We start from the raw sequence: 25,199 nt of genomic DNA on the forward strand, positions 1-25,199 counted from the left end.
TATAAAAGGACTTTTTATATCTCGATTGCTTATTGCTTTACTTACCAATATCGTATCGGCTAGCATCACTTGCAATAATCTTGAGACACTTTTCCTCAAGACGATCGCGAATTTCAGACTGTTCTCGGGCCAAGTCTTGACGTTCACCAATATCATTCTTGAGATTATATAATTGATATGGCTTTGCAAATGGCGTACTTTGCGGGCGCTGCCGACCACCAGAACCATCTGTTAGAATCAACTTCCAATCACCATCACGAATCGCAAATGCTCCACGGGATGAGTGATGAACAACTGGCTGCTTACGAACCCATTTCTGATCCCCCTGCATAACTGATAGCAAGGAAAATGAATCTTCGCCTTCACCACGGTTTATCGGTACCCCTGCTATCTCTGCAAATGTCGAGAAAATGTCCGTTAAACAAACCGTTTGATTCACTTTGCTTCCGGAAGCAATCTTTGCTGGCCATTTAACAAGGAATGGTACACGGTGACCTGCTTCAAAAATATCCGCCTTCGTACCTCGGAAATTATAGTTTGCTTCATGGTTTTCTGGATAGTAACCCATGGACTTCAAATTGGCACGGTGGTCCGATGGGCGCGTTTCTTTATCATAACGGTACATGAATGAACCGTTGTCGCTGGTGTAGATAACGAGAGTGCTCTCTTCAATACCTTCATCTTTAAGTTTTTGTATGATTTGACCAACCGTCCAATCAACTTGCATCACAAAATCACCATATCTCCCCATTGACGATTGATCCACAAAGCGATCATGCGGCAGAACCGGTTTGTGCGGAGCAGTTATTGGGAAATACAAAAAGAATGGTTCATCTGTCTTTGCTTGCGTGTCAATGTAATCCACTGCGCGACTGGTCATATGATCGAGTGTATCAACAGCCTTGAATCCGGGCGCCTTTTCACCAGCACGCATATATGCTGGAAATTTTATAGCTTCATGCTCCTCTGTCGCAACTTCTTCCACACGATGATTCTTGATATATACATACGGCGGAAAATCCAGCGAAGCCGAAATGATATAAGATTCATCAAACCCTACATCATTGGGAGAGTATTTAAGCGGTTTGGATAAATCAACACTTGGCATGCGTTCATCTGGGTCTGTTAAATCTCCTGATTCATCGACAAACTCTAATCCAAGATGCCATTTTCCAATGATCGCAGTATGATAACCTTGCTGTTGCAACAGTGTCCCAATGGTTCGACGCTCTCTTTCAATTAATGGCCTACTATAACCGTTTAGTACACCACGCTTCAATCGGGTACGCCAGCAGTACCTGCCAGTTAATAATCCATACCGCGTCGGCGTGCAAACCGATGATGGCGTATGCGCATCTGTAAACGTCATACCATCATTGGCAATCTGATCAAGATTAGGCGTTGGAATCTTTGACCGTTCATTTAAAGCCGCTATATCACCGTAGCCCATGTCGTCTGCAAGTATCAGAACGATATTCGGCTTACTCGTATCATAACCACTCGATTGCATGCCCGCCGCATGAGTTTGCATTTGAAAACCCATCGAAGCAGCCATACCAACTGTTGCTATAAAACCGCAACCCATATTTTGCATTGATTGATACATCAAACATAATCCTTCTTAATTCTGATTACAGAAATCAATCATTGCCAACTAACAATAAATCAGATAACAGTTCACTATCATCCTCATAGATCGCATCAAAGATCAGAATAGCATTAACCGTATCCAATGCGGAAAGATCAACTCTTTCTTTACCCTGCCCCATTGCTAATGGCAGTGGCATATTAAAACGGTGCCGATCATTAGACCATGCCAATAATATAACCTTTGGATCATGTTCAATCGAGAGCATTTCTGACAGATCTCGCCCTTCGATTGTGGATGGCGCAAATTTAAGATTATCGACACGATCTTCAAACCTTGCCATAAACCTTTTAACTTGCTTGACAGGCAAACGCCCTGAGTTTCGAAGATGTAGCTTCACATTATGTTGTTTAGCAAGATCACAAAATGCAACAAAACCATCATTGATTGCCTCATGCTGCTGCCCCATCCCGTGCGTGATGATGATCGCATCATTCAAACCCAGTATTTCCATTTTCTTGAAGATTGATTCAGCACAAGCCAAGCCCTTCTGGTAAATCACCCCCATCTCCGTATGAAAAGCAATGTCTTTGTAACCGTTAATCAACGTACTAAAATCAATCATCAAAGTTAAACCGTGTTCATCAGCCCACTGCTTATCTCTGATCAACTTCTGAATATCCGTTTGCCAAATATACTTCGCCTCAATATTGACACCACCAAAATGTGACGCGATTAACTGCTGCCGATTCACTGCTTTCGGCAAGTCCTGTATCCCCCGCAACGAAAGCATGCGATTAGCATTTTCCGCTTTAACTTTCCATTGCTTATCTGGAATAACTTCAAATGATCTACCTTTAACAACGGCGACACCATCGCGACCTTCTGCAATTTTCAAATCATTATACAGGTCATCCCATAGATCATAGGCCATATTGAGAACAAACCATCCATGATAATCATGCCCAACAGGCTCAAGATGCTGCCTATCAAACAAGTACACCTCATCATCAGTTCTATCATCTGTGATCAGATCAATACCACTCGAAGATGCCTGCAGCGACAAGCCCTCGTCCTCACGAACTATAATTGCCTTCACACCTGTAAGTACTGATACCCGATCAAACATCTCTTCCAACATAGCGTCATCAGAGAGATCGCGCGCGTCGACAAGAAATGTTACGCCGCGTCTGTTAAACCATTTAGATTCCTTTAGCAGCATCTCCTTGCTAGCAGCAAGCACTGCTTGACCACTAACTTTCACTCCTGCAAACTCATTAAAAAACGATGGCCACATCACAAGCTTCTCACGAAGCCCACGCAAGCTTTCCACCGCAATAAGTTTCTTCGCAGGCCTTGCAATCGGAAGCTGTTCCCGATTGATTATTGCCTCTTCCTTTACTTTTACACGAAAGATTCGCGTGTCCCCACCAGCAATACTTACCCCAGTTGATTCCCCTCCTTGATGATTTGTAAAACCAAATGGATAGTAGCCTGGATCTTGCTTGATCCAATCATCACCTAAATCAAGTTCTTCAACTGCCTCAATCTCACCCACGAAAGAAACTATCTTAAATGGCTCTGCATCAAGATGATCATTAAAAACGCCTAACCAATACTCACCTTCACCCTTACGTGTTGTCACATAAGCCAAACGTTCATTGGACAGGCTGAACAAGCGAACATCATTCAATTTTGCATCAAGACATTTTTTAAAATGTTCTGCAAGATAAAAAGGGCGCCCAACTTTTTCAATCAAATGAAACTGTTCTTCTCCATCGGTAACAGTAGTTTTAGAAGCAGGCGTTTTAAAGGGAATCGCTCGATCATTCATCCCCATGGGGGTGAGTGTCACAGTTACATTGCCTTTGCCAATTGGTAGTTCAAAAAGTAGCACACGATCACCACTTGATGCTACTATACGCACATTCTTTGGCAAGTTTTTTGCCTCAAGCACACCAACGGTGTACGTTTCTTTCATCACATCTCCGTCTCCCCACTGGATCCTTGCCCCCGCAGGCAAAAACTCTTTCTCTCCTTGTATACCCCATTCAGGAAAGAGTGACCGTGCATTCTCTCCAGTTAGAACGAGATTACCACCCGCCGCTACATATGAGGTCAATTTATCACGTAAATAACCGAGATCTGTCGTTAGTTCTCCCGCAGCAATCACGAGTGGATACCGTTGTAAAACGGGCAACTGCACATCACTCAAAAGCACATCACACATCTCACCATATGGCGTGTCAGTCAGCGCATACTCAAGTGTGTTAAACTTGCCACTATTTACAAATCCCGGGAACATCAGATCAAGCACGTTATAGGTAAGGTAATCACCGCGATTATAAGTTTGCGTCGGCCAAATGTAGTATTGCATACCGCGGCGCGTGATTAACTCCGCACTGCGACCACGTGGTGGACGCCAACCTGCACCAAAATCAAGCAACATTGCAACAGGTGTTTGCATCACTCCTGGTGTGCCATGCTTCTCATTAAACGCGGCAACCGCATTATACAATTGCCCCATGGGCGTCAGCTTTGCAATTTTTTCGCGACTTGAAACAAACTCATGCGTCATAGATACTTCCCAGATTGCATGGCTTGCATTGTTCATATACAACGTATAGAACAATCGGCGTGCCAAGTTCAAAGGCACACCCCGAGTCGGACCACATCGAGCCTTGAGCCAATTCTTACGCCTTTTCGCAAGATTCATCGGCGGCAATTTACTGTAATCTGTGATCTTACTATCTCGTTCGACCAATTCCCGCAGTTCACGCTCGCAATCTTCACTGAAATACTGTCGGATTCCCCACTGAGTTTCAGCAGAAAAACCGCCTGCCCAGAGCACCCCATATTGCTTCCCCGCCCCACGCATAAACGCATTATGCAAACGCATATATCCATCTGCACGAGCAAAGTTCTGCCCTTCAACAATCGTTGCAGTTGCTTCTTTTGCCGTGTAATGATGCCAGAGTTCATTATTATGTACGAGGATTCGGTTGCCTGTGTTTTCGCCATAGTCCGCAAAATATTCATGAAACGGCAGGTAGCTCTCCAGCCGTCCTCGCGGCGTTGGATAGATGTAATAAGGCGACAAATTTAAATATGAAGCATCTGATTCACCAAACTGCATCCCAAGGTAACGATCACCAAGAATGTCGTACATCTGATCTGCCATATCCGTGAACGAGCCGTCAAGATGAGTCAAGCGATTGTAGTTTTGACCATCAAGATCTGGAACACGAAAAATCTTATATCCTGCGAGACGAACCATACCCCCTTCTTTATCCCATTCTCTTAAGAAGTTCATTCCCTTCTTATAATTTTCCTCGGCAATGAGTGACTCTTCTTCAATACGCATCACTTTGCCATTAACGTAAACATCAGGTTCTCGTTCATCTGGAACATCAACACGGATCGGCCGAACCATTAACTTCAACTCACCATCCATATTAATTGAGTGTGAAGTACGCAATTCCATCTTCTCGCCGAAAGTCTCCCATGTTGGAGGTGGCGTTTTTCTGAAACCATACTCAGGATATGTTTCTGGCCGATGCAGATATGGATAAACAACAGGCTCGATGACATGTAAATCCTTCTCGCCATGTACAATTCCCGTGATTCCATATCCCCCTAGTACAACCGCACAAATACTCAATAGTCTTGGTGCCTTAACCATTCATTTTTCCTGTACATCTTGATCTAGTTTTCAATCACTCACCAAAACCAACCACTATGGTCGCTTTCGGAAAATAAAAAAGGTATCTGCTGCTGTGTTTTACAACAAACGAGATACCTAAAAATAGCAAACATCATCATATATCATTTGAATGCTTAGCTTAGTAATCTCTTATACACTAAAACCGCGTCCAAACATTATTCTGATCCACAGTTGAATCTACTTGCTCCACCCTAAAGACTACCGTCCCTGTTACTTTAACTTCACCAAGTGCATCATCCGCATATGGATCATCTGGGTCGGCTAAAGTTACTGCTTCGGCATGACCGTCACAATAAGCAACACTTAATGCAGTTTCTCTATGCCTCGCAAAAGGCTTCCCGTTAACACCACCAGTGCTAAGATCCGATACGTACGCAGTACCTCTATCAACCAAACCTCCACCTGGATCACGTGGAGCTGTGTCACAAAAAGCTAAAGTTCCTGCCGGATTCTTAATTTCCTCAAGCCTAGCAGGCAATGCTGCACGCGCTCGTTTATTTGCATTACTACCCCCAACAGATGCCACATACCGTTGACTTGAACCAACATGATACTGATTGTAGCCATATGAAGTACGGCTACCTGCCGTCCATGCTGTTGCATACCGCTCCGACCAACCTCTAGCAGAAACATTCCATGCGGCAGTAGCTTGCATAGTCGCAAGATTCTCATCGTCTACTGGACACCCAAAAACTTCTAGACCAAGACTATAGTCCCAATCAAGGATACCCGCCCATCCCAATACATATCTGTTGCCCCCAGATTTATATGGAGGGCCTCCCGTTTCGACAAGCGGTGCATATCCACCATCACTTTCCGTCGCATATGTATACAACGCAATACCAATTTGCCTTTGATTGCTAAGACATGCCATTTGACGAGCAACATCACGAGCCGCAGTCAATGCCGGCAAGAGAATGCCGATCAAAAGGGCAATAATAGAAATCACAACGAGCAGCTCAATGAGTGTAAATCCCCCACTAACTACTTCGGAGCGCTCCGTTTTCCTTAGACTCATTCTTTCCATGTTCATCCTCATTTGCTTCAACTCCAACTTAAGCTATTTAAAAGTGATGCGCTTTCAAAAAAACCGAGACCTATATTCTGAAATGACTAACTCGAACTATCCAATGCAATCTATCATCATCAGTAGAATCTCAACGAAACCCGTTGTAAATTCCCGCATGTGCTATTTTAAATAGTTTTGAAAGATTCACCATACATATTATGAATTTTACCGATTCGGGAAACAATACGTTCTGAACGATTCAAAGCTATCACATGCACTCACCAAAAAATCTATAACAACTCAATAATCCCAAAAGTATATCTGTACAACACATATACATTTCGCTCGACAACGCCGCCGCACAAACAAGTTCCCTACAACCTACTCAACGGCTGCACATGCAATTGAACGTGTTGCCAAGAACCTGTTGACATTACCTCGCCATTAAGGTAATTTCTTCGGAGCGTTCCGATTAATTGCAGGTTAGCATAACCCTTCACACAGATCAAGGCAAATCACATGTATTTTCTCAAAAAAGAATTGACATCGCTGATACACAAGCATCCGACGACTGAAATGCCCAATCACACCCATTAAACGCTTCAAAAGTACGTATACACAAATCACAACAAATAATAAATACAGGCAAAAGCATGACAAGAAAAATGACACACTACGCCATTGCGTCCACGCTAATCTACCTTGTTACCGCAGCAGTATTGTACGCCTCACCAACCAATCGCATCCAAAATCATGACTTTCAACAAGGTGAATCTCATTGGACGTATCACACCCGCCCATCAACCAAGCCTATAAATGATCAGGCTGCATCAAATGGTAAAATTCTTCAAGTTGGCAGACCTGTTGGGCAGCATGTCAATGAGAAAGAGGTAGGTTACTTTTCCGGTGCCTGTCAGTTTATTGATCCCGTCCCTTCAGCAGGTTCGGATTGGACTATCTCAGCTATCGCAAAATTAACAAGGCACCGCGGCAAGAATACGACACATGCAGCAAATGTTTCCATTGAATATCACCTAGCTGATGGTACAACTCAACTTGCCAAGCTATTAACATTTGATCAAGACAATAACACCTACACCAAAAAATCATCCACATTTACAGTACCAGGCAATGTGGAGCAAGCTCGTATTTGGCTCCGCATGCCAATCGACACAAAGGGTGGCTACAACACCACACAATGGTCCATGGACGTTGATCGAATTACGCTGGTGTCTAATACACTTTCCGATGTTGTAGTACCCTCAGCACCTTCACCTATTTCACTTGGCGCAAGGACAATCTCAGTTAATTGGCCAAAAGTTGCTCAAGCTACCGCCTACCGGCTTATTCGCAAAGATACAAACAATATTACCCGAAGCGTGATCATCGACGCCCCACACGGAAACCCCGCAAACAATTACATTGATTACACCGTAAAGCCGCAACATACTTACACCTACTCTGTCACTGCACTCACGGATTCATCTGAATCTACCCCATCAGCAGCCAGTACCGTCACCACACCTGCCCTTACCCCCTCCCTTGGCCATACAACATACTATCTCGATTCGTCCATCGGCGACGATAACAACTCGGGCCTAACAAATGAAAAACCGTGGAAATCACTGCACAAAATCTCTTCAATCAAATTCTCGCCCGGCGATCAGATCCTCCTAAAACGTGGATCATATTGGGCCGGCAACATTATACTCACCGGCTCCGGAACCTCAGATAATCCCATCATATTCTCGGCATATGGCCAAGGCTCGCGCCCGATTCTTGCGGGCAAAGGTATAAACAATGCGATGGGAACCATCACACTCATGAATGCCTCACACTGGACATTCAGTGATCTTGAGGTTTCAAACAAAGGTCGCCGTCGTGGTTTATACGCGGCTATTCTAGGAGTGGCTGAGGAAGGAAAAGGTGATCAACGCGGTATCATTATCCGCAATAATTACTTTCATGATGTCAACTGTGTCGCGACCAAAACTCGGGAACCCCGTGCAGCTATTGCGTTCAATGCCAAATCCCTAACCGGCAAACGCGATATCCCTGATGAACATGTCACACGATTTCATGATATCCTCGTTGAAAACAACCGTTTCCATCGATGCGACATCCAAGGCGTCGGTCTCTACTCAGACTTCCGAAAACATCCGCGCCTACACCACGAAATCAATCACACCAACATCGTCATTCGCGGCAATTACCTTGTTGATTCAACCAACGATGCTTTTTCATTCGGCGTCTGCTCAGATTCGCTCGCCGAATACAATATTGTTCACAAAATTGGAATCGGCCGTATCCATGATAACGCAGGCATCACTACTTTTCGTAGTGTTAATTGCACATCACAATACAACGTTGTCGGAGATATCTACGGCTTCTCCGGCCAAGCGTTTGATTTTGATCACGCAACCATCAACTGTACCGTCCAATACAATCTCTCCTATAACAACCACGCCGGTATTGTCACCATGCTTTCTGGTGATTCGCATGGCGATATCCTTCGTTACAACATCTCACACAATGATGTCCTCTTTCCCGGAGGAAATAACGTCCCAATACGTTCAATCGATTATGACAAAACTTTTTCATATACAACCGGCGTCTACAACAACACCATCTACATCTCTAAATCAGATCGTATCGGCGAGTTGAATCCTGAGACACTTCAATCTCAATCTGATAATGCCCTGTTTTATAACAACCTGATGTTCTACGACGATGGTGTTATTGGCGAAACCAATCAAGCTCGACGAGGTGATTTTAAATCCAACTCCTTCTTCGGCGCTGGCTCTGCAAATAAAATCTACGACTCTGTTCACGATGGGAATCATGTATTTAGCGATTTAGATACTATTCGCAAACTACCAAAACTACTTGATAATATTTATCAAACAACCGGCTTAACTGATCCTTCTCAAACTGTAAATGGTAAGAATATTTACCTTACACATATAAAGCCGCTGCTGGCAAGCTATACGCCTGCTACAGGTACATTTGATACCCTTGATCAAGCAATTGCTGCCGACAATCGCCTCACCACAGGTGGAACTCCAATCAAACCTATATATGCTCGCAATAACTCAAAAGATCTACTTGGTAATACGCTTCATCCGTCCTCTATCTCTCGAGGTGCAGTGAACGTTCCTGTTTATGATCTCGCAGCTCAAAAGAACGTCACAATTCATTTCAGCCAAAGTCAATCGCAACCATTGGTCCGTATTTATGATCAATCTCGCAAATTCATCACTGAATTTTCCGCTTCTGATCATGACGCTTTTACCTGGGATGCGAAACTAACGAAGAAAACAAAATTACCCAATGGAACCTACCGAGCCATTATCGAAACGGTCAGTGATGCAAAAAAACAATACCAAGTTAAAGACTTTGTGATCATGAATGCCAACCCATAAACCATTGGTTTAGATATATTACATTGCCCCCACTCGATGCCAGGTGCGCTTGATCATGAAGTCAAGTTTCACCTGGCATTCTTTTTTGGATCTTAGGAAGCTAAGTACGCTTAAGGTCTGTTCAGTTCTATGAAACAAGACAAAACCGCTATTTACATCTTTCCCGAACCACAAAGAAGGTTTTCATATGCACCTGTTTAAGCTAAGAGCTAAAATTGGATTCTCTCATAGCAATTTAAGCAATGCAAAACACAGATTATCACTTCGATGATTAAAACGAACTTCACCGAAAAGACGTAACCACAGCATCGGCATCTTTCGTAAAAACGAATATTAAATCTGTATGTAGAGGGATTTAGGTTTTGATATAAACAAGGATCTTAGATACATACTCGTTATTCATTTCGAGGCAGTCAATTCCGGCTCTTCAATTTGAGATTTGATTGATCCATCATCATCTGGATTCACTTCAACCTGATTCAAATCATGGAACATTCGCATCATGTCACGAATACCACCTAACGTAAACCAGATCGTTACGACGATGAATGCCAACAATAAGACTCCAATATGAATTTCAAACCACCACCGCCATGCTGTATCAGATACTTTCTCACCGTACCACGCCTCATACGTCCAATTGTACGTCGAGCCAATCACAAAAACGACGCCCCAGCCAAAGACCCACACAAATTGGCCGTAGTAAACAATCTTATCGCGGAGTGTAAACTCACTTGTGATTTTGAGCACCTTTTCCAACCATGGCCGTTTATCTTCAGCCTTAGACAACGCTTCGTGATCTCCACCCACTGCATACTTACCACGGTTCAGCAGCTTGTCCATGTCATGCGGCTGCTTACACGTCAGCAACGACACGACAACATAAACAAGCCCTGCGATAATTGTCACAAACAATGACATTAACAAACCATGTGGGATATAGTCTTTGAGCCAAGGCATCCAGCCAACTTCACGCACCAAGTACGTCATTGTAATCTGCGAAATAGATAGTGTGCTGCCCGTTATCATCCCCGCCCAAGCACCCTGAGTTGTTCCACGAGACCAATACAAGCCGCCAATCAACGTGATACCTGCACCACCGACAAAAATAGCCATCGTGATAGCGAACCACATGTTGATAAATTCTTTCATCGACCAAATGCAGCTAAAAAGAAACACAAACGCCCCAACCAGCACAATGCAAACACGCAACCAGAACAGGTGCTGCTTTGGTGTCATCGGTTTCTTGCGAAACGGCATCATCACATCTTGCTGTAAAATACTACCCCAACTATGAAATGCAGAATCATCCGTTGACACGGTTGAGTAAATCATAAACACCAAAAACAACCCCATAATCCCAACTGGCAAAAACTTGCCGAGTACTACAGGCGTTGTCATCTGTGAACGGATGAACTCTTCACCAATACCTGCAACTTCTTGATAGGCCGCCGCAGCATTCCGTAGTTCAAGCGTTTGATCGAATAAGTAAATCAGCGCAAATGCCCCCAAAACTGCCATCGTGATGCGGCTAATGTGTATCCGCCACTGACTTAAAATGCCTGCCATTCGCGCTTCATGAGGCGTTTTTGCTGCAGTTTGATACCCCGCATCACCCTGCCAAGTCCCTCGATTGAAGAAGAACAATGCCGCATTAATAACAAAAAACCACACACCAAATGGACCAATATCTCGTTGTTTAAACGGATGAAAATAAGATACTTCTCGATCATTCGCGACAGCATTCTCCACACTCTTTGGCACATACTCAAGCTCACTCGCACGTTCACCGATTGTGTTTGCAATATTCATCAGCGAGTCAAGAAAACCGTCCCAGCCAACCACAATAAAGATCAACAGTATCACAATCATCAATGTTACATTCGTCAGCAAGCCCGCAAAAAAATCGGTAACCATCACGGTAATTTGCCCACCGGCAATCGCGAGCACTACGCCTAAAACCACCTCGAAGAATACCAAAACGACATACGTACTAGCCTGCCATCCAGTAACATCTGTATATCCAACAAGATCAAAGTAGTGTGGTAAGCCGCAAAAATAGATCATAAAACGGGCGGTCACCATCGGGAACACGCCACAGTTAAGTGCTCCAGCAATAAAAGCCAATACACCACAAAACACACGGAAATGATGTGAGTACCGCATCTCCATTAGCTGCGGCAAGGTCATCGCACGTGTTTCACGATAACGATATGTCACCCAACCAGAGAGCGCTACAATTGCTTGCAGCGGCATGAGCATTAACATCCACCACAAACCGCCAAAGCCATTGGCAACATGGCCCTCCATCGCTCCAACCATTCCAATGGTGCATACGAATGCCATAGCGCCAGCCATTGTCAGCATGTAGCGACCGGCCACACGCTCGGCAGATAAAAAGCCCGCAACAGATTTTACTTTTCGCTTGGTGTATAGCGTGATGACAATAAGAAATAAAAAGAATCCACCGACAATACTTAAATCAATCCAGTGGAGATTCATTCATAAAATCCTAGTTGAAGTTAAACTTACATCGCCAATCACAGAATAGCTATATCCGTGAATTTTGAAATAGCATGGTTTAAGAATCGCTATTTCACACTTTTCGGAGCCCTCCGATATTCTAAAAAACGATTAGTTGCGTGTCAATGCTCTTAGAAACTCTGCTGCACCCTTACCTGCCATTCCTGCCATAGCCCCGGGATTTCAACCATTTCATATACATTTGCCAGCCAACAGCAAATCCCATGTTTCATTTGTGCCGCCCGGGGTATTTGATACTTCAAGCACACGATGCGCCTGAAACCATGAGCGATACAGGAAATACAAGGATTCACCGCCTGTCGCCCGCAGAAATCATTACCATGTTCTTATTTAACAAATGATCATCATATTCACTGATTCATGCGATCACACCTAATATTTAAAGCGACACCTTCATATCACCCACTCTGATTGAAAATAGGCGAAATACACAGCTTACACGCAACATAAATCGATAATTACACATAACGATAAGCATCTGCATTGACTACGAAAAACATATAAAATACAATATTCGGAGCCCTCCGATTTATGGGGAAGTTTTGCGGGACCTGCACACATGCTTGGCAAGCCAATTCACCAAGTGCGGGAAACATTGCCTGTTGAATCATTCATACAGCGGTTGATCTGCAAACAGATCGCAATGGGCAGTCACTTGGAGTAATAAACTGGCAGTTTGAATTTATGAATAAGCATTACGAAAACCAGATTCTGGAACAGTTACACCAAACATGTTTGCCGCCTGCATATCCTGGGGACCATGAGCCACACGACTGGGAGAATGAATCCATTTTCAATCGTTGCCGCCGTACCGCCCGAGCATCATTCATGCCCTGCTCCACGGCCGATCAGATGCACCGCATGCTTCAAGATGTGGTGATGGATTACGCCCATTCAGATTGCTACTTTGATTTAAATGGTTCATGGAAGTTTTCCTGGAGTAAGTCGCCGGAAGATCGACCACAACATTTTTATAAAAATGATTATGACGATTCCTATTGGGATGATCTGCAAGTTCCTTCTCATTGGCAGCTCGCAGACAAATATGACCCGCCGATCTATACAAACCGTATTTATCCCTTCACGGTCGATCCACCGCGTGTCATGGGCGATGTGCCAAGCCACTGGACAAAAGCAACCTATCCAAACCCCGTTGGCTGTTATCGCAAAACATTTATTCTGCCTGAAAATTGGACTGCGCGAGAAACCATTCTCCACTTTGCAGGTGTGCAAAGTGCATTCTACGTATGGGTTAACGGGCAGATCGTCGGTTACTCACAAGGCTCCATGACTCCGGCTGAATTTCATATCACGAAATACCTCCAGCCGGGCGAGAATACGATCTCATGCGAAGTATACCGATGGTCTGATGGATCATATTTAGAAGATCAAGATTATTGGCGATTAAGCGGTATCTTCCGAGATGTATACCTAATTAATGTCCCCGAGATTCATCTCCGTGATTTCTATGTGCAAACATCGTTTAAGAATCATTATCTCGACGGAGAACTTAATATTGATTTTGAGCTTGAGTCATTCAACACCAGCGATCATCATAGCGCAACAATCGAGTGTATCTTTCGCGGTGACGGCTCCAGTCAAACAAAATCACTCACCCTTACTGATTCAACCGGCAGCATCAAATTTGACGTCACCAATGTGAAGGCATGGTCAAGTGAAATTCCATACTTGTATGAACTTGAGATCTGCCTGAAAAATCAGGACGGTAACATCATACAAACCATCGGAAGAAAAGTTGGCTTCCGAGAAGTACGTATTCATGATCAGCAGCTTTGGGTCAATGGCAAATCCGTCATCCTACGCGGCGTCAATCGTCATGACTTCGATCCCAACACAGGCAGAGTCGTTAGCAAAGAATTGATGATTCGTGATCTCGAACTACTTAAACAGCATAATTTCAACTTTGTAAGAACCAGCCACTACCCCAATGACCGTAAATGGTATGAACTATGTGATGCTTACGGCATGTATGTTCTTGATGAAGCAAACGTTGAAGGCCATGGCATGGGCTATGACAACGATTCACTTGGCCACCGCCCTGAATGGTTTATGGCTCATGTGGATCGCGGCGTGCGTATGCTTCTGCGCGATCGTAATCACCCCTCCATCATCATGTGGTCCATGGGCAACGAATCTGGCCGAGGCGAGGCCTTTAGTCTGATGGCTTCGGCAATGCGTGCATTAGATCAATCTCGCCCACTACATTATGAATATGCGGATGATGAATCAGATGTCATCACGCGCATGTACTACACACTGAATGAACTTGAGATAGCGGGAGAAAGCGCCGAAACCAAACCGTTCATCTTATGTGAGTATGCCCATGCAATGGGAAACTCATTAGGCAATTTCAACGAATACTGGAACTTGTTTCGCAAGTATCCTCGCCTTATTGGCGGATGCGTCTGGGATTGGGTTGATCAGTCTTTCATCAAATCCGTCCCAAAAACTACGGCTGAAAATAATCCCTCCGGCGAAACCTACTTTGCATACGGAGGCGATTACGGCGATCAACCAAATTTCGGATGCTTCTGCGGCAATGGAGTTGTCACAGCTGATAGACAAGTGACGCCCAAGCTGCTCGAATGTAAAAAAGTGCAGCAATGGATTCGTTGCCGATGTGATAATGCCAAAGAAGGCACCCTATATATTGACAATGAATACAACATCCTGGACCTTGATGCATTTGATATCAGATGGTCATTGCTCGAAGACGGCAATACTATCAAGAGCGGTGATTTGATCGGTATTTCATGTGCTCCGGGTGACACATATAAAATCATAACCCCACTTTTTGGACTTTCTATCGATTATGATCCCGCAAAGCACTACCATCTAAACATCACTTTCACACGGAAAGAGAATGTCTTATGGTCGTCTACAAAATTCGAAGCAGCTAGTGAACAATTTGAAGTATGTGCACCTAATCTAGCAACAGCTTCATATACAAATCCAGATTCTAACACGATAGATTCTAATCACTCTGAAAAATATAGCGAAGATGAAGCAGGCATCCAGATCTCACTGGGCAAAAGTAATCTCCTATACAAGAAAATGTCAGGTGCTATTGATCATTGGACTGTGGATGATATTGTTTTGATAGGCAATACAGATGTAAGCCCACGACTTCACACATACCGTGCGGCTGTGGACAACGATACTTCTACATGGCGTGATGATATACCTGAACGTGTCTGGAAAAATGCAGGGCTCAACCAAATCCGTCTCGTCAAAAATCAAACACGCTTCACCACCCGCAACAACAAGCGCATAAATGGCTTTGCAACGAATTCTCATTTAGACACGCCACATAGCGTCGCGATGATCCAATCACTCTCTATGTATGAAGGTAAAACGTCCAAGATCAATCTGGAAAGCACCTACCATATGCTTGCAGATGGGTCGATCTGCATGGACAACCGCTTCCTTCCCATCGAGCATCCTCATTTTCTCTCGCGCCTTGGTATTAGGATGCAGTTGGATGAGCAATACCATCAATTGCACTATTTTGGTCGCGGACCACACGAAAATTACAATGACCGCAAGCATAGCGCTCTATTCGGACAATATAGCAGTACTATCGAAAACGAATTTCATAACCAACACTTGCGACCACAAGCATGTGGCAATCATGAAAATGTTTACTGGCTCGCATTACTGAATCATCAAAACAAAGGGATCTTCATCATCACTGACCGCGATTCCGGCATGGGCATAAGTGCCCTGCCCTATACGGATGAACAGCTTGATGCTGCGAATTATCCATACGAGCTATCGCCCAGTGGCAAGTCTGTTCTTTGCCTTGATATTGGACAGCATGGCCTAGGGAACAGCAGTTGCGGACCTGATACATTAGATCAATATCAACTGAAACCGGTTGAAGATCATCTTCGCCTGCTTCTTGTACCGATCATAGATCCCGACTGTGATTTTAGCTCGCTCGCCGCTAGGTCACGTAAGATACTTGCGCAAATACCTGCTCAGAAGGATGTCCGTACTGAGCGGATTAATGCGCGTCAAACGACCGTCAGTCAGCCACGCGTTTAATCATGGCTCAGAATATGATCCTTCATCATACCGTGGGTGGTATCACCACGATATGATTATCAATACAGATAAATAGCTTGATTTATAGAATGGTGTTCAAATATGCAAGATCCGAAACAGTGGTCATTATGGTATCGTCAACCTGCGGAGAAATGGGTCGAGGCGTTGCCGATCGGCAACGGTAAATTAGGTGCAATGATCTTTGGCAACCCTGCCAAAGAGCACATTCAACTTAATGAAGAAACCATCTGGGCTGGCCCGCCAGTTCCCGTTGCCGGCCAAGAATTTCAAGAGGCCATGAAGCAAGCTAAAATGGCTTGGAAGAACGGCGAAATTCAAAAAGCACACACATTAATTGCCGACGCACTTCCAGAACGAATTTATCCTCGCTCATATCAAACACTCGGCGATATCTGGATTGATCAACAACTTACCGGAAATACAACCGATTATAAGCGTACACTCTCGCTCAACACCGGCGTCTGCGAAACAACCTTTACCAACAACGGAGTTCAGTATATCCGCCGCGCATGGGCAAGCATGGCTGATAATGTCGTAGTGATTCATATCGCGGCCAGTAAGCCCGGAAGTATCTCTGCCACTATTAAGCTTGATCGCCCAGGTGATTTCGTCACAACCTACTCAGCTTCTGATGACAGTCTTCTCATGAATGGCCAAGCACAACATGATGGGAAACATCTTGGCGTGAAGTGGGAAGCTCAACTACGAGCCATCAATAAAAACGGCACTGCTCAAGGTGAGGAAAATCATATCAGTGTTAAAAATGCTGATGAAGTATGTATCATCCTCTCAGCATCAACGGACTACAACATCGACGATCCCGGTTGGCCACGTGATACCGTTCTACACGGCATCAACAGTGAACGTATTGAGATCGCATCAGCAAAATCAGTCGAGCAATTACTCTCTGATCATACTGCAATACATGAGGAATCTTTTAGCCGTGTTGGATTGTCATTTGGCAATGATGAAAAACAACAACATCCGACCGACGAGCGTCTTGAAGCCGTACAGAATGGCGCAGAGGATCTTGATCTTATTGCACTCCACTTTCACTATGGTCGATACCTGCTCCTATGCAGTTCACACAACAGCTTACTCCCTGCGAACCTGCAAGGTATTTGGCAAGACAAACTCGTCGCACAATGGAACAGTGATTTCCATATCAATATCAATATTCAGATGAACTATTGGATGGCTGAAGTTGTCGGTCTAGGCGACTGCCACGATGCCTTTCTTCGCATGACGGAGCATCTAGTTCCAGATGGAAGACGTACAGCCAAAGAAGTTTATGGTTGCCGTGGTTTTGCCGCTCACCACACCACTGATGCATGGTTCTTCACCAGTCCCTTTGGCAATCCACAATTCGGCATGTGGCCACACGGCGCTGCATGGTGTACTTCACACTTTATGGAGCACTATCGCTTCACCCAAGATCAAGATTTCCTCAAAGACCGCGCATTACCGATACTCAAAGAAGCCGCTCTATTCTACTTGGACTATATGGAGAAAGATGAAAAAGGGCAGCTTGTCTGTGGCCTCGATTCCTCACCTGAAAACCGATATAAAATGACAGACGGCAGCGAAGGCTCGCTCGCAATGGGCTGTACCATGAGTCAACAATTAGTTGTGGATGTGTTCAGCAATCTACTTGAAGCTGCTGATGTTCTTGATTACAACGATGGGGTTATCACGGAAGTACGTGATGCACTCCCACATGTAGCACGTACTGAACTCACGCCCGATGGCCGCATTGCTGAATGGCCTTGGCCGATGGATGATGCCCTGCCCGGCCATCGCCATATATCACACCTGTATGAACTGCACCCCGCTGGCAGAATTTCTCCGCAACAAACGCCAGAACTTGCCGGAGGTGCACGTAAAACACTTGAGGACCGCCTTGCACACGGCGGCGGCCACACGGGGTGGAGCCTCGGATGGCTCATTAATTTTTATGCCAGACTTCATGATGGCGACGAAACATACAACATGATCATGCGTCTGCTTCGCGAAAAAACACTCAAAAATCTTTTCGATATCCACCCACCCTTTCAGATTGATGGTAACCTTGGCGCACCTGCTGGCGTAGCTGAGATGCTTATCCAATCGCATGGCAATGAGATCATTCTCCTTCCCGCACTCCCTAGCACTATCCCCAACGGTGAAATATTTAGCTTCCGCGCTCGTGGTGGCTTTGAAATCTCATTTTCTTGGGCCGATGGCAAGCTTACTTCTGCAACCGTCCTCAGCAAGCATGGCAACACCTGTACCATCCGAACAGGTACCAGCCAAACACTTTCACTCAAGCATGCCTCAAACACGGAGGCCGCACCTTTTAGTGCAATCGCGTTTGAAACCCAACCCAATACAACTTACGAGCTACAAACATAGCCGATTCTAAATGTATTGAGTCATGATTTGTCCAATCACGCCTTCCGCTATTTGTAAGAGGATTCCGCCTATTATCTTTGCCAGTTATATTCATGACTGATAGACTAGTTCCATACAATCGTCGTTATACGAGAATGGGACTTATGAATTATCGAACCAAATCTAAGAAGCGGGTAACACTGGAAGAAGTTGCCAAGACTGCCGGGCTTGCACGAACAACCGTGTCTGACATTGTGAATCGTGGGACCGGAGAAAACTACAGTGAAGATACACGCAAACGTGCAATGGAAGCTGCGGAAAAACTGGGCTACGCGCCAGTACGTGCAGCTCAGTCACTCGCAAGCGGTTCCTCTCGACTCATTGGATTGATGCTAACACGTGACTTCCGGAACTCCTATTGGTCTTGGCTCACATATTACATTGAGCAAGAGCTTAGAAGACTACATTTCAGACTCCAATTGGCTGTCACCGAGAATGATCCAGAGATTGAGCGTGAACAATTTATGCATCTTGCTGCTGATCGCATCGATGGACTCATCATCGCACCTGCCTTCTCCATTCATAGCAATATTCAAAAGCTCCCCGCAAGTATCAGCCATGTACCAATAGTGGCCATCGGCATGCAGGCACAAAAAACAGATTCTATCGTGCTTGACGAATATGATGCGGGGAGTAACACCGTCAAATATTTCCTGAAGAATAATCATAAGCGCATTGGCTATCTCGGCGCACCACCACTTAAAGACCGGGATGCGAAAGAATCACGCATCGCTGGTTTTATCGATGAACTTACAAAACACAAACTCTACCTTGACGAGTGGACTTTCCTCGGCCCCAAACACGACGATTATGAAAGTCAGCAGCAGGTAACTGATGCCTTTGTGGAGAAATGGGTCAACGCACCCACATCAAAACGCCCCACCGCTGTCTTCTGCCACAACGATCAGCTCGCCATTACTGCCACAGCATCATTTGCCAGACACAATATTAGCGTCCCAAACGACATTTCCCTCATTGGACACGATGATCTTCCTGAAAGCGCACACGTTGTCCCCGCGATCACTACACTTGATACGCATCTTGAAGCTCAAGCCAAAGCTGCTGTTGAACTGCTTCTTGAACGCATGAGCAAGCCCAAACGCAAAGCTCGTGTTGTACGGATAAAACCCACACTCATCGAAAGAGAATCCGTCAGCACCCCAAGCAAATAAATCGCAATCCACTGCTCTACTATATATGTTTTCTTCGTAATACTCCCAGCAAAGAAAACCCTGCAAAAACTAAGAGTGCTGTAGGCTCAGGTATTGGTGTGCTAATAAGAAACGCTAAAAGACTCTCGTTATTCTCACTTGGTGTACCGAATCCAACTACATCACCTGACGATGAAATTCGTGATGAAAGAATCGTATTCGCATTGATCGATTCCCACCCCGCAGATATAAGTTGAGTGTTCAATATATCAGTCAAATCTATCATCCCATCGGCTTGTGAGTAAAGGAAGAAGTGCATTTCGCTTTGCCCATTAGTGTATAGATCGAACTTTCCGATGACCGTGCCATTATCAAACAACGCAAGTAATTCTGAATACCGCTCACCACTACTAGATGTTGAAAATACAAGTGATGTCGTCATCTCTGTCGCGGTATCATAAATCCATGCAGTCTGTCCGGATGCTGTTCCCGAAGTAAAATACTCTGAGTAGCCAGCAACATAACCCGTATCACTTAAAAATTGTGCTTCTGAATATTGATATTGATTGTCACCGGTATGAGCAGCATCGCTAAAACCAAGCCGTGAATGCGTATCCACCTGGCTATCATAAATCCACGCAGATTGGCCATTTGATTCAGCATAAAATTCTCCAAATTCTGAATCAAATGCTTCATAGAAACGCTCAGAGTAACCGATCGCCTGGCCACGATCATTAAGTTTTGTAACGACTGACACACTATAAGGATCATTGATCGTACTATGTTCAATGTTGTCGTAGAAGCCAATACGTGATGTCGACCTACCATCAAAGTACCACGCTGACAGTCCAGATTCTGTATCACCAGCATATCGCGTCGCGGTACCCACTACATGATTTAAGTTATTCAATGCAACTGGATTCGTATTGCTATATCCACTCGCATTCTGATGTATTGAATCGTGCAACCCAAGCAAAGTGTAGTTGCCATCATATAGCCATGCGGTTCTATTCTGTACAGCGCTGTCCTGGCGGTTAGAAAAGCCAATCACCGCCTGATTGTTATTAATTGCGACAGCATTTGAATACGAGGATTGATTACTCGCATTCAAATAAATACTCGGCTGACTTGCCTCCAAACCTAGCTGGATTGTAGAAACACCATCATACAACCACGCGGACTGCCCCATGATGAACCCAGCATTATTGTACTGAGTCGACGAACCAATCACTTCCCCACTTGTAGTTAACTGCATGACTTGAGCGTGTGCTGTACTTCCTGTACCAAGATGCTTCCCAGCATAAAGTCCAATTTGTGTTGTGGTATCCGCCTCGGCATCATACTGCCACACCGATTGTCCAGCAGATAAAAAATTATTATATCGCTCCGCATAACCCACTGCATATCCACCGTCACTGATCTTCTCAGCTATATTTCTAACTTGGCCATTCGATTTGGTATGTACTCCACCCTGCAATCCAATCTGCTTAGTCGAGATGCCATTAAAATACCACGCGGATTCGCCACGTTTTGACGTATTGTCATATCGATCTGCCTGCCCAATTATATGGCCTGACCCATTTACTTTTGTCGCACGATTACCCTGCCTATTGCTCCACTGGCTACTATCATTCTTATATGTATGTAAATCATCAATCAATCCAATACGTATAGTCATGCCTGCTTCTACATCATGTCTCCAAGCCGATGTGCCCTTAGCCGCCTGACCGGAATACCGATACGATTGCCCCACTACATAACCATTCGAAACATCTCCAAGTAAACTGATTTGCTTACCCTCATCATCAGTATGAAGTGCGTCGCGTAACCCAATCGGCGAACTAACCGTGATTGGCGATGCATTGATCATAGATGAACAAAGAAGAACCCCCACAGACATACACAACATTCTCTTCTTCATGTTTGAATCTCCAGCTCCATTTTCATTATTTAAAGCTAAATACAACAAATTATTAAGCAGCAAACACACCGTTAAGTGTGCCTGCTATATTGTGCTTTACCAGAAAAGCTGAGCGATATCAGCATCCAATTCACTTTGATCAAGGTACTCTGCTTCGAGCACAATCGGCAAACTCGTGCTGATCGCATAGTTGCTATAGATCGTACTGAAACCAGAGGCAGAGATTGGGAAAGGAACACGATTCACGTGGTTTCCGTCTGAGTTCGCCAACAGGATCACCCCCGTGATGCTTTGATCAGAAAATGCAGATCGAGCCGCAGTATTCTTAATCGCTGTTGTTGCAGCAATCTTGAGATTCGAAACTGTACCACTTAAATCACTGATCCAACCTTTAGCGGTATTCCATGACCCTCTATTTCGTGCACACAACGTGATGCCTCTAGCCGCTGCCAGCTGACACATCTCTTCAAGACCGTCAATCCAGTATTGTTTGTTATTATCCTCTGCACAAACATTGATGACCGCCAAGTCAAGGCCCATCATCTGCATCTTGTCAAAAACATCTGTTATATAAATAAGACCACGCTGATAGACTGAGCCAGTCTGAGAGTACATCGATATGGTGCTGTAATGGTCCATCTGAGGCGATAGATCAACAATCATTCGTAAGTTTGTGGTATCCAGATACTGTTTCTCTTCCAGACATTTCTTATCATCCGACTGACGTAAATATTCTGCCTCAACCATAAGACCACCAAAATGCGAGAAGAAACCGGGTGTATCCTCAATAGCTTCCTTTACATCATCAACTTTGCGGAAGGCTAATAATCGGTTGCGTTTGAAATTCGACACACTTTGCACAGATGGATTCGGCACTACAAACACTTGCCCACGAAGACCAATATTCGTAGAAGAATAAAATGCTTTTTTCACATCATGATAGATGTCATCCCATTTTTCATAATCTAAATCGAGAACGTTCACACTTGCAGATGCATTCGGCGCTGCATTATGATCAATCAGGTTGATATCAGATGAAGAGCCGATGCTTAATGCAATTGAAGTATTCACAATTTCAGTCATCAAATTAGGATAGAATCCATTAACAAGCACGTGAGATGAATGCGTAAGAACCTTCATTTTATCCAGAACGTCGAGCAAATCGTCCTCGTTACTAAGATCGCGGGCATCAACAACCAACTGCATGTTGTTATAATTCAGCCAGACTGCATCTTCAATTAACTTGGCTTTGCTGTAGTTGCGCAATGCCGTTCCCGTCAATTTAAACCCATTGAAGTGATAGAAAAAAGACGGCCAAGTTGAAATTTTATATCGAAGATTTGCTGGTGTATCCAGTGCAAGCAACTTACCTACTGGCTGATTCTCAGGTGAAATCTTGTTCTTTGTGTTAACACCATTCTCATCGACCAGTACACGGAACAACCTCACATCACCCGCTTCAATATGGGTCGCATCAGACAAGCCCGGTGAAACATTCTGCGGATAGAAATCTGAGCGCGTCTTTAAGAAGAGATCTGTAAGCGTAAGTTCTTGTTCGCTTAGAATCGTGCCTATGTGAGATGTAATCTTAAAATACTTACTTGTTTTCGTATCGTTAAATACACCAATAGTGTATTCATTTGGATTTTCAGTTTTACAAACCATATATTGCACGCCAAGCTGACCACCGACATCAAACAAACGTGATGCCTTAAATTTTTCAATCAACATCTCGCGGTAATGCCCAACCAAAGGATGCTTTACGCGTGACAATGGATTCATGAATTCAGTATTGGAATTGCTAAATCCCGGCGACCATTTCACTGTATTTTCATTCTTGCGAGTGCCATATCTACTAAGTGAAATCGTAATCGTGCCAGCCCCCATCGGGTATTCAATCACGACTGGCGTTCCTTGATAAGTACCTTTAACTGATGCGCCTGCCGGAATTGAACCGATTGATAACAACTCAAACTCATAACTTTCCACCACGCGCTTCCGCGGATTATTCGCCCACACGATACGTGCACGTTTAGGGACGGTGGTAACTGTTTGACCAATATTCATATCCGGCCAAAGCTTTTTAGCATTCTCACCAGTCACAATAAACTGGCCGCCCTGCTGCACAAAGCTCTCGATTTTCTCACGTGTAGATTCGAGATGCGTATTGAAATCACCCGACGCAACGACAACTGCATACTTATTCAACACATCTTGTCGCGCATCGTTCAGCAGAATATCGAATGAGTCACCATAAGGGGTATCTGCCATCGCATAACGCTGAGCCCTACGATTATTCGTCTCATATTTATCGACATCACCATTATCGTAATTGGGATACGCTTCTGCGAAATGAGCGTATGTTTGATAATCACCAAGGTTGTAGCGCATCACATTCCAGATGCGAAATGTCTTCGAGTGATGCCATGGCCGCCAACCATTATCATAATCTAACATGAATGCTACCGGTGTCTGCAACGTACCTGGCGACGGATTATTATTGACAAAATCAATCCCTTGCCACACCATTTCTCCAAAATCAGAATATTCATTCGTGTCCGAACCTTTTGTAAGACCAAATTCTGTTGCTAATAATGCAACATTCGCCAAATATGCCGCGTAGAACTGACGGCGCTGTGTTGCCGTCCAGCCTCTACCCGAAAATTGTAGTTCAGATAGCAAACCATACTGTTTATTTGCACCACGATGCCACGCCAAAGTCGAACGTAAATCCTGACCTTTGTAAACAAGTATCTGGGACCCGGATTGTGTGAAAGTATTTTCCTTCGCCAAATAATGGTAGCCAGAATCGTTATTGTGACCACGCACACGATAGCCGATCTGATCCGCAAAAAACCACAAGTGATCCTGGAACGGTTTAACCAAGTTCTCTCGTTTTCGAGAAAACGGATACATATAAGTTGGAGAATGGTTGTAGAACGTCGCATCAGCTTCACCAAACTTAAGACCGAGTAAGTTCTGTCCTAAGATGTCATAGAGCTGCCCCATTCCATTGGCATACGCTCGATGAACTTCCGGCTTACCTCGGTAATTCTGGCTAGAACTCTTTATGTTGACACGAAATGGTTTGAAGCCTGATGAGCCCAGTAAGCCATCTTTGGCCATCAACGCTTGAATCTGGCCAGGATGCAAATTTGGGCGACTAGCAGGTTCATTCGGATCATTAAATACGTTCTCCGGAGCACCTGCAAAGCGGCCATTTGGATCGGGCTGCCCCGGAATCGCAGGATGGCGATCCCAACGATTTGTACGATTCCCACGCTGAATGTACCACGAGGGATTCGCAAATGTCATGCGATC

Annotated in this window: 10 protein-coding genes; 4 read left to right on the forward strand and 6 right to left on the reverse strand. The window is 44.5% G+C overall.

Translation table 11 applies throughout. From position 1 onward, the window contains the following. Positions 1–37: 37 nt before the first annotated feature. From ACQ6WK_RS09545 to ACQ6WK_RS09555, 3 genes are all read right to left on the reverse strand, one after another. Positions 38–1,606, reverse strand: a complete 1,569-nt coding sequence (locus ACQ6WK_RS09545; RefSeq protein ID WP_432797156.1) for a sulfatase family protein — start codon at positions 1,604–1,606, stop codon at positions 38–40. 34 nt (positions 1,607–1,640) lie between these two features. Further along, positions 1,641–5,270: a hypothetical protein gene (locus ACQ6WK_RS09550; RefSeq protein ID WP_432797157.1), complete on the reverse strand. Its 3,630-nt coding sequence runs from the start codon at positions 5,268–5,270 to the stop codon at positions 1,641–1,643. Between the two features lie 178 nt (positions 5,271–5,448). Continuing rightward, the gene (locus ACQ6WK_RS09555) at positions 5,449–6,330 is read right to left on the reverse strand and encodes a DUF1559 domain-containing protein (RefSeq protein WP_432797158.1); all 882 of its coding nucleotides are present in this window, start codon (positions 6,328–6,330) and stop codon (positions 5,449–5,451) included. A gap of 644 nt (positions 6,331–6,974) precedes the next feature. On the opposite strand from ACQ6WK_RS09555, the gene ACQ6WK_RS09560 reads away from it, so the two are divergent. Continuing rightward, positions 6,975–9,743 (forward strand): hypothetical protein, encoded by a 2,769-nt coding sequence (locus ACQ6WK_RS09560; protein ID WP_432797159.1) that lies wholly within the window; start codon positions 6,975–6,977, stop codon positions 9,741–9,743. A gap of 399 nt (positions 9,744–10,142) precedes the next feature. Here the strand turns inward: ACQ6WK_RS09560 and ACQ6WK_RS09565 are convergent, their stop codons facing one another. Further along, on the reverse strand, positions 10,143–12,245 hold the full coding sequence (locus ACQ6WK_RS09565; RefSeq protein ID WP_432797160.1) for a sodium:solute symporter family protein: 2,103 nt from the start codon (positions 12,243–12,245) through the stop codon (positions 10,143–10,145). Positions 12,246–13,115: 870 nt separating this feature from the next. Here ACQ6WK_RS09565 and ACQ6WK_RS09570 point away from each other — a divergent pair. The 3 genes from ACQ6WK_RS09570 (at position 13,116) to ACQ6WK_RS09580 (ending at position 19,978) form a co-directional block, all read left to right on the forward strand. Next, complete coding sequence (locus ACQ6WK_RS09570) at positions 13,116–16,355, forward strand: glycoside hydrolase family 2 TIM barrel-domain containing protein (protein ID WP_432797161.1); 3,240 nt, start codon at positions 13,116–13,118, stop codon at positions 16,353–16,355. Positions 16,356–16,457: 102 nt separating this feature from the next. Further along, entirely contained in the window at positions 16,458–18,767 is a 2,310-nt protein-coding gene (locus tag ACQ6WK_RS09575) for a glycoside hydrolase family 95 protein (RefSeq protein ID WP_432797162.1), read from the forward strand. A gap of 143 nt (positions 18,768–18,910) precedes the next feature. Then, positions 18,911–19,978, forward strand: a complete 1,068-nt coding sequence (locus tag ACQ6WK_RS09580) for a LacI family DNA-binding transcriptional regulator (RefSeq protein WP_432797163.1) — start codon at positions 18,911–18,913, stop codon at positions 19,976–19,978. A gap of 19 nt (positions 19,979–19,997) precedes the next feature. On the opposite strand, the gene ACQ6WK_RS09585 is transcribed toward ACQ6WK_RS09580, so the two are convergent. Then, entirely contained in the window at positions 19,998–21,878 is a 1,881-nt protein-coding gene (locus ACQ6WK_RS09585) for a hypothetical protein (protein WP_432797164.1), read from the reverse strand. A 96-nt stretch (positions 21,879–21,974) separates the two neighbouring features. Then, a complete protein-coding gene (locus tag ACQ6WK_RS09590; protein WP_432797165.1) occupies positions 21,975–25,004 on the reverse strand; it encodes a hypothetical protein in 3,030 nt (1,009 codons plus the stop codon). Between the last annotated feature and the right edge of the window lie 195 nt (positions 25,005–25,199).

The sequence above is a fragment of the Poriferisphaera sp. WC338 genome, assembly GCF_050931845.1.
GTDB lineage: Bacteria > Planctomycetota > Phycisphaerae > Phycisphaerales > Phycisphaeraceae > Poriferisphaera.

What these genes read in the sequence shown, in the direction of transcription:
- ACQ6WK_RS09545 (WP_432797156.1), bottom strand. Translation starts at nt 1,606, where the DNA reads ATGTATCAATCAATGCAAAATATGGGTTGCGGTTTTATAGCAACAGTT.
- ACQ6WK_RS09550 (WP_432797157.1), bottom strand. Translation starts at nt 5,270, where the DNA reads ATGGTTAAGGCACCAAGACTATTGAGTATTTGTGCGGTTGTACTAGGG.
- ACQ6WK_RS09555 (WP_432797158.1), bottom strand. Translation starts at nt 6,330, where the DNA reads ATGAGTCTAAGGAAAACGGAGCGCTCCGAAGTAGTTAGTGGGGGATTT.
- ACQ6WK_RS09560 (WP_432797159.1), top strand. Translation starts at nt 6,975, where the DNA reads ATGACAAGAAAAATGACACACTACGCCATTGCGTCCACGCTAATCTAC.
- ACQ6WK_RS09565 (WP_432797160.1), bottom strand. Translation starts at nt 12,245, where the DNA reads ATGAATCTCCACTGGATTGATTTAAGTATTGTCGGTGGATTCTTTTTA.
- ACQ6WK_RS09570 (WP_432797161.1), top strand. Translation starts at nt 13,116, where the DNA reads ATGCCCTGCTCCACGGCCGATCAGATGCACCGCATGCTTCAAGATGTG.
- ACQ6WK_RS09575 (WP_432797162.1), top strand. Translation starts at nt 16,458, where the DNA reads ATGCAAGATCCGAAACAGTGGTCATTATGGTATCGTCAACCTGCGGAG.
- ACQ6WK_RS09580 (WP_432797163.1), top strand. Translation starts at nt 18,911, where the DNA reads ATGAATTATCGAACCAAATCTAAGAAGCGGGTAACACTGGAAGAAGTT.
- ACQ6WK_RS09585 (WP_432797164.1), bottom strand. Translation starts at nt 21,878, where the DNA reads ATGAAGAAGAGAATGTTGTGTATGTCTGTGGGGGTTCTTCTTTGTTCA.
- ACQ6WK_RS09590 (WP_432797165.1), bottom strand. Translation starts at nt 25,004, where the DNA reads ATGGCCAAAGATGGCTTACTGGGCTCATCAGGCTTCAAACCATTTCGT.